General features: G+C 25.8%; 15 protein-coding genes. All 15 read left to right on the top strand.

The window, feature by feature from the left end; genetic code table 11:
- The first annotated feature begins 4 nt into the window (after positions 1-4).
- The 15 genes from AEBR_RS02880 to AEBR_RS02950 are packed head-to-tail and all read left to right on the top strand — an operon-like array spanning position 5 to position 16,745.
- Entirely contained in the window at positions 5-748 is a 744-nt protein-coding gene (locus AEBR_RS02880; protein WP_129086975.1) for a CBS domain-containing protein, read from the top strand.
- An 18-nt stretch (positions 749-766) separates the two neighbouring features.
- Positions 767-1,648, top strand: a complete 882-nt coding sequence (locus AEBR_RS02885; protein WP_129086976.1) for an N-acetylneuraminate synthase family protein — start codon at positions 767-769, stop codon at positions 1,646-1,648.
- Between the two features lie 5 nt (positions 1,649-1,653).
- On the top strand, positions 1,654-2,493 hold the full coding sequence (locus AEBR_RS02890) for a class I SAM-dependent methyltransferase (protein ID WP_129086977.1): 840 nt from the start codon (positions 1,654-1,656) through the stop codon (positions 2,491-2,493).
- Between the two features lie 17 nt (positions 2,494-2,510).
- Complete coding sequence (locus tag AEBR_RS02895) at positions 2,511-3,131, top strand: acyltransferase (protein ID WP_164969466.1); 621 nt, start codon at positions 2,511-2,513, stop codon at positions 3,129-3,131.
- The gene (locus AEBR_RS02900; protein ID WP_129086979.1) at positions 3,128-4,294 is read left to right on the top strand and encodes an acylneuraminate cytidylyltransferase; all 1,167 of its coding nucleotides are present in this window, start codon (positions 3,128-3,130) and stop codon (positions 4,292-4,294) included. Before AEBR_RS02895 ends, AEBR_RS02900 begins: the two co-directional genes overlap by 4 nt.
- A complete protein-coding gene (locus AEBR_RS02905) occupies positions 4,295-5,440 on the top strand; it encodes a glycosyltransferase family 4 protein (RefSeq protein WP_129086980.1) in 1,146 nt (381 codons plus the stop codon).
- Between the two features lie 6 nt (positions 5,441-5,446).
- A complete protein-coding gene (asnB, locus tag AEBR_RS02910) occupies positions 5,447-7,237 on the top strand; it encodes an asparagine synthase (glutamine-hydrolyzing) (RefSeq protein WP_129086981.1) in 1,791 nt (596 codons plus the stop codon).
- Positions 7,234-8,754 (top strand): hypothetical protein, encoded by a 1,521-nt coding sequence (locus AEBR_RS02915; protein ID WP_129086982.1) that lies wholly within the window; start codon positions 7,234-7,236, stop codon positions 8,752-8,754. Before asnB ends, AEBR_RS02915 begins: the two co-directional genes overlap by 4 nt.
- A gap of 4 nt (positions 8,755-8,758) precedes the next feature.
- Entirely contained in the window at positions 8,759-9,529 is a 771-nt protein-coding gene (gene rfbF, locus AEBR_RS02920) for a glucose-1-phosphate cytidylyltransferase (protein WP_129086983.1), read from the top strand.
- Positions 9,514-10,629, top strand: a complete 1,116-nt coding sequence (gene rfbG, locus AEBR_RS02925) for a CDP-glucose 4,6-dehydratase (protein ID WP_164969467.1) — start codon at positions 9,514-9,516, stop codon at positions 10,627-10,629. The genes rfbF and rfbG overlap by 16 nt, the downstream gene beginning before the upstream one ends.
- Positions 10,630-11,502 carry an NAD-dependent epimerase/dehydratase gene (locus tag AEBR_RS02930; RefSeq protein ID WP_129086984.1) on the top strand — a complete coding sequence of 291 codons (873 nt, stop codon included), beginning with the start codon at positions 10,630-10,632 and terminating at the stop codon, positions 11,500-11,502.
- Positions 11,502-12,833, top strand: a complete 1,332-nt coding sequence (rfbH, locus tag AEBR_RS02935; protein ID WP_129086985.1) for a lipopolysaccharide biosynthesis protein RfbH — start codon at positions 11,502-11,504, stop codon at positions 12,831-12,833. The genes AEBR_RS02930 and rfbH overlap by 1 nt, the downstream gene beginning before the upstream one ends.
- Entirely contained in the window at positions 12,834-14,087 is a 1,254-nt protein-coding gene (locus AEBR_RS02940; RefSeq protein ID WP_129086986.1) for a protoporphyrinogen/coproporphyrinogen oxidase, read from the top strand.
- Positions 14,080-15,003, top strand: a complete 924-nt coding sequence (locus AEBR_RS02945) for a glycosyltransferase family 2 protein (RefSeq protein WP_164969468.1) — start codon at positions 14,080-14,082, stop codon at positions 15,001-15,003. Before AEBR_RS02940 ends, AEBR_RS02945 begins: the two co-directional genes overlap by 8 nt.
- Positions 14,997-16,745 carry an ABC transporter ATP-binding protein gene (locus AEBR_RS02950; protein WP_129086988.1) on the top strand — a complete coding sequence of 583 codons (1,749 nt, stop codon included), beginning with the start codon at positions 14,997-14,999 and terminating at the stop codon, positions 16,743-16,745. Before AEBR_RS02945 ends, AEBR_RS02950 begins: the two co-directional genes overlap by 7 nt.
- Positions 16,746-16,764 lie beyond the last annotated feature (19 nt).

Here is a 16,764-nt window from a genome sequence, read left to right on the forward strand (position 1 = left end):
AAAAATGAATAGTATAATAATAATGCATAATGATACTATTAAAACAGCATTAGAAAAATTACAGAAGAATAAAAAAAGATTTTTAATTTGCCTTGATGATAAAAAATATTTATTAGGAGTAGTTACAGATGGGGATATAAGGCGTGCATTTTTAAATTCTTTTACTTTAGAAGATAAAATTGATAATGTTTATTGCCATGATTTTCAATATTTATATCTAACATCTTCTTTTAGTGAGGTTTGTGAAAAATTTAAATCAGAGAAGATTGATTTTCTCCCAATAATTAATAAAGATAAAAAATTGGTTAATATAATTACAAAAAGGCAGTTTCATATAATGCTTTTAGAAAATATAGATTTTAATTTAAGTTATGATTTCAGTCAGTTTAATGAAAATACTTTAGAACATGAGATATATAATCGACCTTGGGGTTTTTACAAAAGTACTATCTTAACACCTGATGCTCAAAGTAAAATAATAATAGTATTCCCTCACAGTGAGCTAAGTTTTCAGAAGCATGCAAAAAGAGATGAGCATTGGATAATTATTAAAGGGAAAGGGAAAGTAATATTAGGAGAAGAAGAAATACGTGTATCTCCTGGTAAATATGTATATATTCCAAAAGAGTGCAAGCATCAAATAATTAATGAAAGTAGCGAGAATCTAATTTTTTCGGAGGTTCAGCTTGGTGAATACTTTGGAGAAGATGATATTATAAGATATAGAGATAAATATGGTAGAAAATAAATATGATAAGGTATAAAAATGAGATTTGAATATGATTATAAAGAACCAAAAATTATTGCAGAGATAGGATGTAATCATAAAGGTGAGATTGATATTGCAAAAGAATTAATAGATTTAGCAAAAGATTCTGGAGCAAAATATGTTAAATTTCAAAAAAGAAATAATAAAGAGTTATTAACAAAAGAACAATATGATACTCCTCATCCTGTTCTTGAAAATTCATATGGAAAAACATACGGAGAACATAGAGAGTTTTTAGAGTTTACTAAAAAACAACATTCCCAGTTAAAAGATTATTGTGATTCTATAGGTGTTATTTATTCAACATCTGTTTGGGATGTAACAAGTGCTAAAGAGATGTGCGAGTTTAATCCAGAGTTTCTAAAAGTTCCTTCTGCTTGTAATAATAACTTTGAAATGTTAAAAGTCCTAAGAGATGAATATAAAGGACAAGTTCAATTATCTATTGGAATGACTACTAAAGAGGAAGTTGAAGGGATAGTAAAGTTTTTTGAAGAAACTAATCAAGCAAAAAGTAGATTATTGATTTATTCATGTACTTCTGGATATCCCGTACCTGCTAAAGATGTATCTCTTTTAGAAATCAACTGGTTATATGAAAATTATGGAGAAAGAGTAAATGAAATAGGTTTCTCAGGACATCATTTAGGTGTTGCCTTAGATGTAGCTGCATATACTTTAGGTGCTAGATGGATTGAAAGACATTTTACAAAAGATAAAACTTGGAAAGGTACTGACCATGGGGCTTCTTTAGAACCTGATGAATTAAAATTGTTAGTTAAAAGTTTAAATGAAGCATATGAATCTTTACATTATAAAAATGATGAGATTCTTCCAATTGAACAAGTACAAAGAGATAAGTTAAAAAATAGAAAGTAAATAAAATGAAATGTAAACTTTGTGGTAGTCAAAATCATAAAAAAAGAGAAGGTAGTGTAAGAGACAACAAAAACTTAGAGATTTTTGAATGTTGTGATTGTGGATTAGTTTTTTTATCTGAAGATATAATTGATGATAATTTTTATGAGTTATCAAATATGCATGAGAGTTTTGATTTTCTAAAATGGAGAAAACAAACAAATGAGGATGATACTAGAAGGTTTAATTTCATAAAAAACAGTATTGTAAATAAAGAGATTCTTGATTTTGGTAGTGGAAATGGTGGATTTTTAAAACAGGCACAAACTTTAGCTAAAGATGTTTGTGGAGTTGAGTTAGAAAAAGCTGTTAAGCCTTATTATGAAAAAGAAAATATTGAACTTTATAGTAGTCTTGATCAGTGTAATAAACAGTTTGATATTATCACCTCTTTTCATGTAATTGAACATATAAAAGAGCCTTTAGAAATATTGGAAAAACTAAAAGAAAAACTAAAAGAAAATGGAAAACTGATAATTGAAGTTCCAAATGCTAATGATGCCTTACTAACAATTTATGAAAGTGAAGCTTTTTCCAATTTTACTTATTGGAGTTGTCATTTATATTTATATACACAGCATACTCTTTCTATATTGGCAAAACAAGCTGGATTAAAAGTAGAATTTATAAAACATATTCAAAGGTATCCTTTATCTAATCATCTTTATTGGCTAAGCAAAAATAAGCCAGGTGGGCATGAAAAATGGGATAATTTTTTAGATTCTGATCAACTAACTAAAGCTTATGAAAGTCAACTAGCAAGTTTAGGTGCAACGGATACTTTAATGGCAAGTTTTACATTATAATTTAAAAGTTTATGATAATGAGATACTTAAGAAATAAATTTTACTACTATAAATATTCTATATCAGAAATGTGTAATTTAGGTGAAGTGTATATAAATGGCTTAAAATATGCAATAAACATTGATGCTAAGAAAATAGGTGAAAAAGGTTTAAGTAAAACTATCATTACTTCAAAAAATGGTGGACAGATAAAAATTAATAAAAATAGTATTATTCGAGAAGGTTGTAAAATAGAGAATAATGGTAAAGGTGTAATTGAGATAGGATTTGATACAAATATTAATGAGAATACTATGATAAAAACCAATGGTAATGCTAATATAATTATTAAAAATAATTGTGAAATTTCATGGAATTGCCAAATCTTAGGAAGTGATTTTCATCAAATTTTATATAATTCTAAAATAAAAAAAAGTTTTTGTGCAGATGTATTTATAGGTGAACATGTATGGATTGGTACAAATAGTATAATTTTAAAAAATACTAAGATAGGAAATAACTGTGTTATACAAGCAAATTCATTAGTAATTGGACAATTTCCAGATAATTGTTTAATTGGTGGTAATCCTGCAAAAATATTAAAATATAATATTAATTTTAGAAATCTTAGTTCAGAAGAGAAAAAAGGATTTTTATGAATATAGCATTTATTCCAGTTAGATGTGGGAGTAAATCCATCCCTTTTAAAAATATAAAAGAGTTTTGTGGCAAACCATTGGTTTATTGGAATTTAAAAGCTATTGAAGAGTCAAAAAATATTGATTTAGTATATGTAGCTACTGATTGTGATGGGATTGCCAAAAAGGTAAAAGAGTTTAATTTTAAAAAGAGTGTTATATATAAAAGAGATGAAGTAAATGCACAGGATAGTTCATCTACAGAAGATGCGATGTTAGAATTCTTAAGAAAGCATAAACAAAATGATGAGGACTTTTTTATACTTGTTCAAGCAACTTCTCCTTTAACTCAGGCAAAGGATTTTGATGGGGCAATTAATCAACTAAAAGAGTCTGGTAAAGATTCCCTTTTAACAGTTGTAAATCAAAAAAGATTTTTTTGGAATAAAGCTGGTGAGTCTTTAAATTATGATTATAAGAAAAGACCTAGAAGACAGAACTTTGAAGGCTATTTTTTAGAAAATGGAGCTTTTTATATAAATAGAGTAAAAAATATTTTAGAGAGTAAAAATAGGCTTTCAGGAGAGATCGATTTGTATGTAATGGAAGAGTTTACCTCTGTAGAAATAGATGAACCTCTTGATTGGCATATTGCTGAAAGCTTAATGAGAGAGCATATATTAAAAGAGAAAAATAGTAAAAAATGCAAAAAAATAAAACTCTTTTTAAGTGATGTGGATGGGACATTAACAGATGCTGGAATGTATTATAGCTCAAATAGAGGGGAATTTAAAAAGTTTAATACCCATGATGGAAAAGGTTTTGAACTTTTAAGAAAAGCAGGCATAAAGACAGGATTAATCACAAGTGAAAAAACAAAAATAGTTGAAAATAGAGCAAAAAAATTGAAAGTTGATTATCTGTACCAAGGTGTGGAGCATGGAGGAAAGTTAAAAGTAGCAAAAAATATTTGTGAAAAAGAAGGTATTAGCCTTGATGAAGTTGCATATATCGGGGATGATATAAATTGTAAAGAGCTTCTTTCAAAGGTAGGTGTAGCAGCTTGTCCAGCTAATTCATTAAGCGAAATTAAAAATATACTAAATATTATACAGTTATCAAAAAAAGGTGGAGAAGGTGTAGTGAGAGAGTTTAGCAAATATATTTTAGGAAATAATAATTAGATGAAAATTTTATTTATAAAAGAGCAAAGAACTAAAAGCGGTATTGAAGGTAGTGCAAAAAATGTTTTTTATAGGTGTATAGAATTAAACAAAAGAAATATCCCATATTTAGTATTATATAATGCTAAAGATGAATTTTATACTTTAATGTTAGAAAATAATGTAAATGTCAAATATGTAAATTTTCCTTCAATGTCAATTAAAAGTATTTTTAAAATAAGAGAAGTAAAGAAAAGAATACAAGACATTATAGAAGAAGAAAAAATTATTCATATTCATGTACACTTTCCTTATCTTTTAAGTTTTTTAGATAAAAAATGGAATATTCCAATTACTATACATCATCATAATGCATTTAATGAGAACAAGATACTTGAGTTTTTTAATATAAAAGAAATTTTGTATCCAAAGAAAGTTTTAAAAAACTTATACAATAAATTAATTGGTTTTGATTTTTCTAAAGCTGATAGATGTATAGCAGTTAGTTATGCTGCAAAACAAACTGCTTCGTTTAAATATGGTATGAAAAGTGATAAAATTGATGTAGTGTATAATGGTATAACACAAATCAATGAAAATAATTATAAAAGTCTAAAAAAAGAATTAGGATACAACGATAGTGATATATTGATTTTGTCTGTTGGAAGAGTAACAAAAGCTAAGGGAGTTGAAGACTTTTGTGAGGTTGCAAAATATTTTTCAAATAAGACAAACTATAAGTTTATTTTTGTTGGTGGATACAATGATATAAATTATTATAATAGCATAATAGAGAAATATAATAAGTATGTTAATTTCCTTGGACTGAGAAAAGATGTTTTTAATTTATATAAAACAAGTGATATTTTTTTATTTTTGACACATCGTGAAGCCTGTCCTAATGTTATAATAGAAGCTATGAATTTTTCTCTACCAACTATTGGGTGGGATGTTGTAGGAGTAAACGAATTAGTAAAAAATGATTTAAATGGTTTGATATGTAAATTTGGTGATATTAAAAGTATTTGTGATTCTTTAGAAAAAGTTATTAATGATAAAAAATTGTATGATATATATTCTAAAAATAGTTTATTAGAGGCTAAAAAATATACTATTGAAGAAAATACGGATAAAATATTAGCAATTTTTAAAAGTTTGGAAAAGTAATATATTATGTGTGGGATTATAGGTTTTTCTTCACTAAGAAATAATTCACAAGAGATACTAAAAAATATTTTGGACGGGATTAGGCATCGTGGACCAGATAACAAAAGTTTTAAATTCTATAATAAAGTAGGTTTAGGGCATGTAAGGCTTTCTATAATAGATTTACATCAAGAATCTAATCAACCTATGTCAAGTTTTGATAAAAGATATACAATTATTTATAATGGAGAAATTTATAATTATAAAGAGATTAAACACGAATTAGAGTTGTTAGGTTATAATTTTATAACAAATGGAGATACAGAAGTTATTTTAAATGGCTTTATTGAATTTAAAGAGAAAATTGTTGAAAAATTGAGTGGAATGTTTGCCTTTTCTATTTATGATAATATTGAAAATATATTTTTCCTTGCAAGAGATAGGTATGGAATAAAACCACTTTTCTTTTATAATGAGAATGAAGACTTTTGGTTTTGTTCAGAGGTTAAGCCACTCGAAAAATATATTTCCGATGAGAAAAGTTTGGAATCTTCTGTTTTGTTCCTTTTACTAGGATCTTTACCTCCTAAAATAACTATTAATAAGTATATTCAAAAATTTCCTTCAGGGCATTATGCTTGGTACAAAAAAAATAATTTAATATTGGAGCAATATTATAATATTGAATATCAACCTAAGATAAAAGACAGTTATAAAAATATTATTGCAAATATACATGACCTTACAACAAATGCAGTAAAGAATAATTTAGTAAGTGATACTCCGGTAGGAACATTTTTGTCTGGAGGTTTAGATTCTTCTATAATTACTGCAATTGCATCAAGATACGTTACAAAGTTAAAAACTGTTTCAGTTTCATTTGAAGATAAAATTTTTTCTGAAGATTATTATCAAAAACTTGTAGTAGACAAATTCAAAACCGAACATTATGATTATCATATTACAAAAGAAATTTTTCAATTAGAATTTCTACAATATTTAGAAATTTTGGATCAGCCAAATATGGATGGTTTTAATACATATTTAGCATCAAAAATGGCTAGAAAAGCAGGATTAAAATCTATTTTAGCAGGGCAAGGTGCAGATGAAATTTTTTATAGTTATGATACATTTTTAAATGCAAAAAAACTTCGAGAAAATAAAAGCCCTCTTTATGGGATATTTTTATTACGAAAATTTAAAGAATTAATAAGATCAAAAAAAATACCTAAAGATATATCATTGTATTTAAAAAATATTGATTTAAGTTTATATTTACCGGGCAAGCAAATTTTTACCCCTTCACAAATTGCAAATATATTAAACCTTAAAATTGAAAAAGTATTATTAATAATATTAAATTGTTTTATGAAATTTGATAGCTCAAATATCCTTGCGTATGATGATAAAGTATCTTATTATGAAGTTAAACTCTATTTAGAAAATCAACTTTTAGCCAAAGATGATATGAGTAGCATGGCAAACTCTTTAGAAATTAGAATACCTTTTTTAGATACGAATTTAGTTGATTATGTAACAAAAATAGAGCCTTCTATAAAATATGATAAAAAAGTATCAAAAGTATTGTTAGCAAAAGCATTTGAAAAAGAACTTCCTTCTGAAATTATATATAGAGATAAAAAAGGCTTTAGTATACCTTATGGGGAATGGCTTGAAACTATTGTTAATGATATAGGATTTAATGAAAATATTTATATTAATTTATTTCTTAATAAAAAAATAGGATGGACAAAATTTATTACACTAGTAATGCTAAAAAAGTTTAATAGCAATATTGAGTTAAGTGGGGAAATATGAATAGATATTTAGATATAAACTCTTTAATAGTGTTAAATTATTTTGAAAACAATGATAGGTTAACTTGGCATATAAGTCATAAAAAGTATGATGAATTTGCACAAGATATTTATAAGTGGTTATACGAAATAGATTTAGATGATAAAGAATTTGAGCTTTTTAATATTTCATCACCTATAATATATCAATCTTTATCTACATATTTAACACATGTTTATGATTATATAATATTGGAGGAGAAAAGAGAGCATATATTTTACTCTCAAGATAGTAGTATTTATATAGATAAAATCTGGAAGAAACAAGTTATTGATAGTATATTTTCAATCGAATTAGAGAAAAAAAGATTTAAAAGAAGTAAAATCAAATCTTTGTATTCTTTTTTAATTAAATATATTCCAAAAAATTTTTTTGATGCAATAATTATTTCTAAAAATCAATTAGTTACGGAGTTTGTAAATAAAAGTAATTTAAAGACTATATATCTGTCTCCTAGTTATTATTTTAAAATAAATACAAATAGAAGTTATTTTACAGATAAAATAGCTAAAAAGTTGGCAAATAATTTAATAGAAAAAATAGAAAATGAATATTTTAAACTATTTGAAGATCATAAAGCATCAATAGAATTTATAATAAATACTCTTTTATCAAGAGCACATAATGATTTAAAAAGTTATAATGGATTCTTAAAAAGTGCAAAAAATGTAATTACTGGAACAGGGAACAATTACTATAACAGGCTATTATCGACAATCGCTAAAAAAGAAAATTGTAAAGTTTCTCGTTTTTACCACGGTGGAGACAGGTGCTTTTTTAATGATCCTTGGTACTGGGAAAGTGAATTTTTTCAAACAGATTATTTTTATACATATGGTAAAAAGTGGGGAAATTTTGCAAAGAATAAAGTCTATGAATTAAATAAAAATATTGATGTGATATCTTTGGGATCTAAATACCATACTAAAATATATAATAAATATTTTGGTAAGAAAATAGGGAATAGAAAAAGGATACTATATATTCCAAACTCTTTTGTTGGGGAATTAAGACAGTTTCCTTATGCTAAAATTATTGACCCCTTATTATTTGATTGGCAAAAATATTTAATTGATATGTTGCAAAAAAATGGTTTTGATGTAATATATAAAAAACATCCAAAAGGCTTTTTTCAAGAGGAAAATATTTTAGGGAAAATAGCAAAGCATGAATCTACTAATCTTATGATAGAAGCTTTAAGTGAAGCAGATATTGTTATTTGTGATATGGCTGGGAGTGCATTTGTTGAGTCATTATGTGCAGGGAAAGATATAATTCTTATAGATACACTACAACGTCCATTTGATATAAAGAATAAAAGAAATCTACAAAAAGCAGTAAAAATAGTAGAAGGATATTGGGAAGATAATATATTAAAAGTAGATGAGAAAATATTAATAGAGACAATAAATTTTTTTAATATTGAAGATAATGACAAAGATGATATTATAAAAGAATACTACATTAATAAGGATTAAAGTGATGAAAGTATTATTATTAGCAGGTGGTTTTGGAACACGTCTTAGTGAAGAAACAGATTTAAAGCCAAAACCAATGGTAGAAATTGGTAGTAAACCAATTATTTGGCATATAATGAAAATATACTCAAAATATGGATTTAATGAATTTGTTGTTTTACTTGGGTATAAAGGGTATCTTATAAAAGAATATTTTGCTAACTATTTTCTTCATCAAAGGGATATTACAATTAATATGAAAAATGGAAATATTGAAGTATTGAATAATACTAGTGAACCTTGGAAAATAACTCTTTTGGATACAGGTATAAATAGTATGACTGGTGGAAGGGTAAAAAGAGCAAAAGAGTTTGTTGGGGATGAACCTTTTATGTTAACTTATGGTGATGGTGTAAGTGATATAAATATTTTAAAACTTTTGGAATTTCATAAATCACATGGTAAATTAATTACAATGACTTCTGCCCAACCTGATGGTAGATTTGGTGCACTAGAAATGACCGAGGATAATCAAGTTAAAAGTTTTCATGAAAAACCAAAAGGGGATAGACATTGGGTAAATGCTGGATTTTTTGTATGTGAGCCTAAAGTATTTGATTACATAGAAAATGACTTAACTACATTTGAACAGGAACCACTTAAAAATTTAGCATTGGATGGAGAAATGTTTACTTATAAGCATAAAGGTTTCTGGAAACCAATGGATACATTAAAAGATAAAAATGATTTAAATGAATTATGGGAAAGTGGTAAGGCTCCATGGAAAACTTGGTAATAGAAAATTTATTTTCTAAAATATATAAAGACAAAACTGTATTGGTTACAGGACATACGGGATTTAAAGGCTCTTGGCTCAGTTTTTGGCTTCATAAAATGGGAGCAAAAGTTATTGGATACTCATTAGAAACACCAACAAATCCAAGTCATATAGAACTATTGGCTTTAGATATTATTTCAATTATTGGAGATATTAGAGATTTAGATAAGCTAAATGAAGTTTTTGATGAGTATAAACCAGATATTGTATTTCATCTTGCAGCTCAACCACTCGTAAGACTATCTTATGAAAATCCAATTGAAACTTATGAGACAAATGTAATAGGAACACTGAAAGTTTTTGAAGCTTGTAGAAAACATAATCTAAAGGTTATTGTAAATATAACAAGTGACAAAGCCTATGAAAATAAAGAATGGATATGGGGATATAGAGAAAATGACCCAATGGGGGGATATGACCCTTATAGTTCATCTAAAGGATGTGCTGATTTATTAGCATCATCATATAGAAATTCATACTTTAATTTAAAAGAATATAAGAAAACTCATAATACATTACTTGCAACATGTCGAGCAGGAAATGTTATAGGTGGTGGAGATTGGGCTAAAGATAGACTTATTACTGATATTATGGTTTCAGTTAGTCTTAATAAAAAAGTAAGTATACGAAATCCATATGCTACGAGACCATGGGAACATGTATTAGAACCTTTAAGTGGATATTTACATATTGGTCAAAAGCTTTTAGAAGAAAAAAAAGAGTTTGCCCAAGCTTGGAATTTTGGACCAAGTGATGAAGGAAGTATTACTGTTGAAGAAGTAGTAAAAAATGTAAAGAAACATTGGAATAAAATAGATTATGAGATAAATAAAGATTCAAATCAATTTCATGAAGCAAAATTACTTAAACTTGATTGTTCAAAAGCTCATATAAAACTTAAATGGAAAGATGTGTGGGATAGTGATACTACCTTTGAAAAAACTGTAAAATGGTATAAAGCATACTATGAAGAAGATAAAAAAGTTTTAACCCAAAAAGATTTAGAAAGTTATATTACTGATGCAAAAGCTAAAAATATTGAATGGGCTATTAAATAAATGACCATATTATTGAGTGGTTCAACAGGATTTTTAGGAAGCTATCTTCTTAAATTATTTATAAGAGATGGTTATAAGGTAATTGCTTTAAAAAGAAGTACTTCAAATATTTCTAGAATTGACAAATTTTTGAACAGTATAGTAATTTATGATATTGATAAAATAGAATTATCACAAATATTTAAAAATCACAAAATTAATATAGTTGTTAATACAGTTATAAATTATGGTAGAAAAGATAATAAATTAACATCTGTTTTAGATACAAATTTAATGTTTAATTTGAATCTTTTGGAAGTATCGATTGCATCAAATATAAAAGCATTTGTAAATGCAGATACACTACTTGATAGGAGAATAAATGCATATGCTCTTTCAAAAGCCCAATTTGTAGATTGGATGAAATTTCTATCAAATAAAAATACAAAAATGATAAATATAAAAATAGAACATATGTATGGACTTGAAGATGATGAAAATAAATTTATTTATTGGTTGGTTAATAAATTAGAGCAAAATGTAGAAAAAATTGATTTAACATCAGGAGTTCAAAAAAGAGATTTTATTTATATTGATGATATTGTTAATGCATATAAAATTATTATTGGAAATATCGATAAATTCTCAAATTATGAGGAGTTTGAACTTGGAAGTGGACATAGTATTGAAGTTAAAAAATTTGTTAAAAAGATTTATGAAGAAATTTATAATAAACAAGTTTTAAATACTAAGTTAAATTTTGGAGTAATTCCTTATAGAGATAATGAAAATATGAATATAGAAGTAAATCTTGATAAAATTTTAAATTTAGGATGGAAACCAAAAGTTTTTTTTGAAGAGGGAATAAAAAGAATAATTGAAGGGAAAAGTTGATGACAAAGCAAGAGCAATTGAAGCAAGAAATTTTACAAAAAACAAAAGAATATTATGAGTTAGTTCATAAACCACTGCAAGATAAAAAGTTTATTGAAGGTGAATCTAGAGTTAACTATGCGGGCAGAGTTTTTGACGAAAAGGAAATGCAATATTTAATAGATAGTTCATTAGATTTTTGGCTTACATATGGAGATTATTCTAAAAAATTTGAAAAAGATCTTGCGAAGTTTTTAAATGTACGATGGGCATTTTTAGTGAACTCTGGAAGTAGTGCAAACTTACTTGCCTTTTATGCTTTGACTTCACCACTTTTAAAAGAGCGACAAGTTAAAAGAGGTGATGAGGTTATTACTGTAGCTGCTGGATTTCCTACTACTGTAGCTCCTATCGTGCAGTATGGAGCAGTTCCAGTGTTTGTTGATATGGAATTAACTTGTGCAAATATAGATGTAAATGAACTTGAAAAAGCGTTAAGTCCTAAAACAAAAGTTGTTATGATAGCTCATACTCTAGGAAATCCTTTTAATATTAAGGTTGTAAAAGAGTTCTGCGATAAACACAACTTATGGTTGATTGAAGATAATTGTGATGCTCTTGGTTCAACATATGATGGAAAATTAACAGGAACATGGGGAGATATTGGTACAAGCTCTTTTTATCCTCCTCATCACATGACAATGGGTGAAGGGGGTGCAACATATACAGATAATCCACTTCTTAAAAAAATTATGCTTTCATTAAGAGACTGGGGGAGAGATTGTTGGTGTGAAAGTGGAATTGATAATACTTGTGGAAAAAGATTTAAACAAGAATTTGGCAAATTACCCAAAGGATATGATCATAAATATGTTTATTCCCATTTTGGATTTAATTTAAAAGTCTCTGATATGCAAGCTGCTGTTGGTGTTGCACAACTAGAAAAATTCCCAACTTTTGTGGAAAAAAGAAAAGAGAATCAAAAGAAATTATATAGTGAGCTCAAAGACCTTAAAGAACTTCAACTTGTAGAAATTCAGCCAAATTCAGATCCTAGCTGGTTTGGATTTATGATGACACTTACAGATGAAGCAAAATTTACAAGAAATGAGATAGTTGAATACCTAGAAAATAATAACATCCAAACAAGAAATCTATTTGCAGGGAATATGACAAAACATCCTATGTTTGATAGTATGGTTTTAAATACTGATTATAGAGTAGTTGGGAATTTAAAAGTAACAGATAAAATTATGAATGATAGTTTTTGGATAGGTTTGTATCCTGGTATGGGTGATGATGCAATTAACTATATGATTAAAAAAATTAGAGAATTTGTGGAAAGTAAATAAATGACTGTAATTTTAGGTGCTGGAATTTCTGGTATATCAGCCAGTTATCATTTAAATCAAAAAGGTATAGAAAACATAGTTTTTGAAAAAGATGATGACTGGGGTGGACTATGTGGAAATTTTGGAATAGATGGCTTTAGATTTGATAAAGCAATACATTTATCTTTTACAAGTGATGAGTATGTGAAAGAATTGTTTTCAAAATCTACTGAATATATTACTCATAATCCACTAGCATATAACTATTATAAGGGGAGTTGGCTAAAGCACCCTGCTCAGAATAATTTAGAACCATTAAGTTTAAATGAAAAAATTAAAATAATAAGTGATTTTGTAGAAAATTCAAATAAAAAATGCAATATAGAAAATTATGAAGAGTGGTTAAGGGCTCAATATGGTAACTATTTTAGTGAGAAATTTCCTTTAGAATATACTAAAAAGTATTGGACATTAGAAGCAAAGGAATTGAGTATTTCATGGGTTGGAAATAGAATGTATCAGCCAAATATAAAAGAAGTTTTAAGAGGTGCATTTGAAAAACAAACGCCAAATACATATTATGCAAATGAAATGCGATATCCTGTAAAAGGCGGTTATAAATCTTTTTTAAACTTTATGAGAAAAGATTGTGATATTAGATTAAATAAAAAAGTAATTAAGATTGATTCTATAAATAAAATTGTCTATTTTGAAGATAAAACTAGTCAAAGCTATAGTGAATTAATATCTAGTATTCCATTGCCAGAATATAAAAATTTAATCAAAGATATGCCAACTATAGTAAAAAATGCATGTGAAAAATTAAAATACACAAGTATAGCTTTAGTTTCTATTGGTTTAAGAAAACCTAATATCCCGAAATACCTGTGGTTTTATATCTATGATGAAGATATCTTAGCATCTAGATGTTATAGTCCTAGTATAAAATCTTCAAATAATGTACCAGTTGGATGTAGCTCTTTTCAATTTGAGATTTATTTCTCAAAAGATAAAACTTTAAATTTATCTAATAATGAATTAATTGATCATATTATAGAAAAATCCGAAAAAATGAATATTTTTAATAAAGAAGATATATTTGTGAAAGATTGTAAAATTTTAAAATATGGAAATGTTATTTTCTACCACTATATGGAAGATGATAGAAAATTAGTTTTGGACTACTTAAAAAAATTAAATATAAAAACAGTTGGTCGTTTTGGAAAATGGGAATATCTATGGAGTGATCAAAGTTTAAGGAGTGGATGTGAATAGTGATTCTAAAGTATCAATTTTAATACCGACAAGAAATAGAACGGATTTATTTAAAAGTAGTTTAGAATCTATACTTAATCAAACATATAAAAATATTGAAATTATAATATCTGATAATTATCCTGATAGTATAGATACTGAAGAGTATATTAAAAATATTAAAGATAAAAGAATTATATATATTAAACAAAAAGAATTAATACCTATGGAAGATCATTGGAATTTTTTAATTAAACAAGCAACAGGAGAGTATATTTGCATTTATCATGATGATGATATTTATTCTAAAGATATTGTAGAAACTTCATTAAAATATTTTTTAGAAAAAGATAATGTTTTGATGTGTCATGTCCTTACAAAACATTTTAGTAATGATATTAATCAAGGGTCAAAAGTTAAGATATTACATACAAAAGATTATATATCAAATATTGAATACCTTCAATATTGTATTAAAAATAAGCCAAGTATAGTTTGTTCAAGTGTTATGTATCCAAGATGGGTATTTAATAAGTATAAATTTAAAAATGAATATAAATCTTTTGATTATCATTTATGGTTTGAACTTTTACAAAATAAAGGATATATTGCTTATAATACTGATTCTTTAATGTATTATAGGAAACATGCTAATAATACTTTTAAAAAATTTGATATTTTTAATGTTCAAAAAGAGTATTGTGAAATGTTTGAAAAATGTTTAAGTGATGAGAATAGAAAATTATTATCTTATCCCACAAATTACATACAAAATTATATTATTGAAAATCTTATTTCTCAAGAATTAGGAATAAAAAGAATGTTAAACCCATATTATACAATAAGATTTTATAAAAAATTAATTAGCTATAAATTTGAGGTTTCAATAACACATTTTTTTAAAGTTTTATTTCAGAGGTTTAAAAAACGGTGTTGAAATTGTACTATTTCTTTAAAAATAATATTGATCATAGTTTATTATTTCTATTTATATTAGGGATAATAGTAAGCTTCTTTGAATTAATAGGAATGAGTTTATTATTACCTATTTTTCAACCTGATTATAACGGTAAATTTGCAGAGTATATTAAATATACACTTTCATTATTTAATATCAATTATAATATAATAAACTTATCAATCTTTATTTTTATAATTTTTTTAAGCAAATTTATAATATCTGTATTTCAAGAGTATAAATACCATAAGATTTCGAATATTTTTTTATCGAATATACGGAAGAAAATCGTGGATATCATTACGCATGCAGATTATTTAAAAGTTAATAAATATAGTTTTTCTGAAATCAATAATTTATTGACAAAAGAGACAGAAAAAGCTTATGAACTTTTCTTTTATATTATGCAAATATCTGTTGTATGTACATTAATGATAGGATACTTAAGTATGGCATTTTTTTTAAATGTTAAATATACCTTAGTAATGATCATTTTTGGTATTTTTATAATGTTGGTTTATAAAAAGTTAAATAGAAAAGTTAAATATTATTCCTATGAAATATTAAATAAATCAGAAAGAATTAATAAATATCTGACAGAGTTAATTGTTTATTTAAAATATTTGAAAGTGACAAATTGTATTAATACTTACAATAAATATATGAAAGAATCAAGTGATGAGTATTCACATATAAAATATAAACAAGCTTTTTTAGGTGGATTAACAAAACGTTCTAGTGAACCTATAGGTATTTTAATGATACTTTTGATGGTTTCTTATAATAATATTTATGAAGGGAAATCAAATATTGAAATAGCCTTTGTGGCTCTTTTTTTATATAAAGTTTTTACTACTTTTACAAATTTTCAGTATATGTACCAAAAAATTTTAGCTGTACATGCATCGACTTTTAAAATTATAGATTTTGAAAATACTTTAAAAAATTCACAAAATAAAAATAATGAAAATAAAATATATTTTAATGAACTACTTAAAACAATTACACTAAATAATTTATCTTTCAAAATAGAAAACAAGAAAATTATAGATAATATTTCTTATAAGTTTGAGAGAAGTAAAATTTATGGAATAGTCGGTAATACTGGGGCAGGTAAAACAACATTGATTAATTTGATAAGCGGTTTATATATAGCAGAAGATAATTGTATGAAATATAATAATACAAATGTAAATCAAATTGATATTAGAAAATTATCTGAAAAAATTGCATATGTTTCACAAGAAAATTTTGTTTTTGAAGATACTTTGTTGAATAATATAATAAGTTGGAATAAAGAGTATGAAAAGGATGTAGAACAATATATTAAAATATCAGCGCTAAGTAAATTGGTAGATGATCTTGGTTTGGAGTCAAATATAGGAAGTTTTGGAACTACATTGTCTGGTGGACAAAAACAACGGATTTGTTTAGCTAGAGAATTAATTAAACAGCCTGATGTATTAATTTTAGATGAGGCAACAAGTGCATTAGATGCAAATACTGAAAAAGAGATTATGGGAAATATTATCTCTTTAAAAGATGATAAAATTACATTTGTTATTGCCCATAGGCTATCTACTTTATTTAAAATGGATGAAATAATTTTTTTAAAGAATGGTAAAATTGAAGCTAGTGGCAATTTCTTTGAACTGTACCACACAAATTGTGAATTTAAAAAAATGTGTAATAATCAAAATATAAACTTGGATAATGAGTAATAATCAAAATACTAAATAT

This window comes from Halarcobacter ebronensis (assembly GCF_013201825.1).
In the GTDB taxonomy this organism is placed as follows: domain Bacteria; phylum Campylobacterota; class Campylobacteria; order Campylobacterales; family Arcobacteraceae; genus Halarcobacter; species Halarcobacter ebronensis.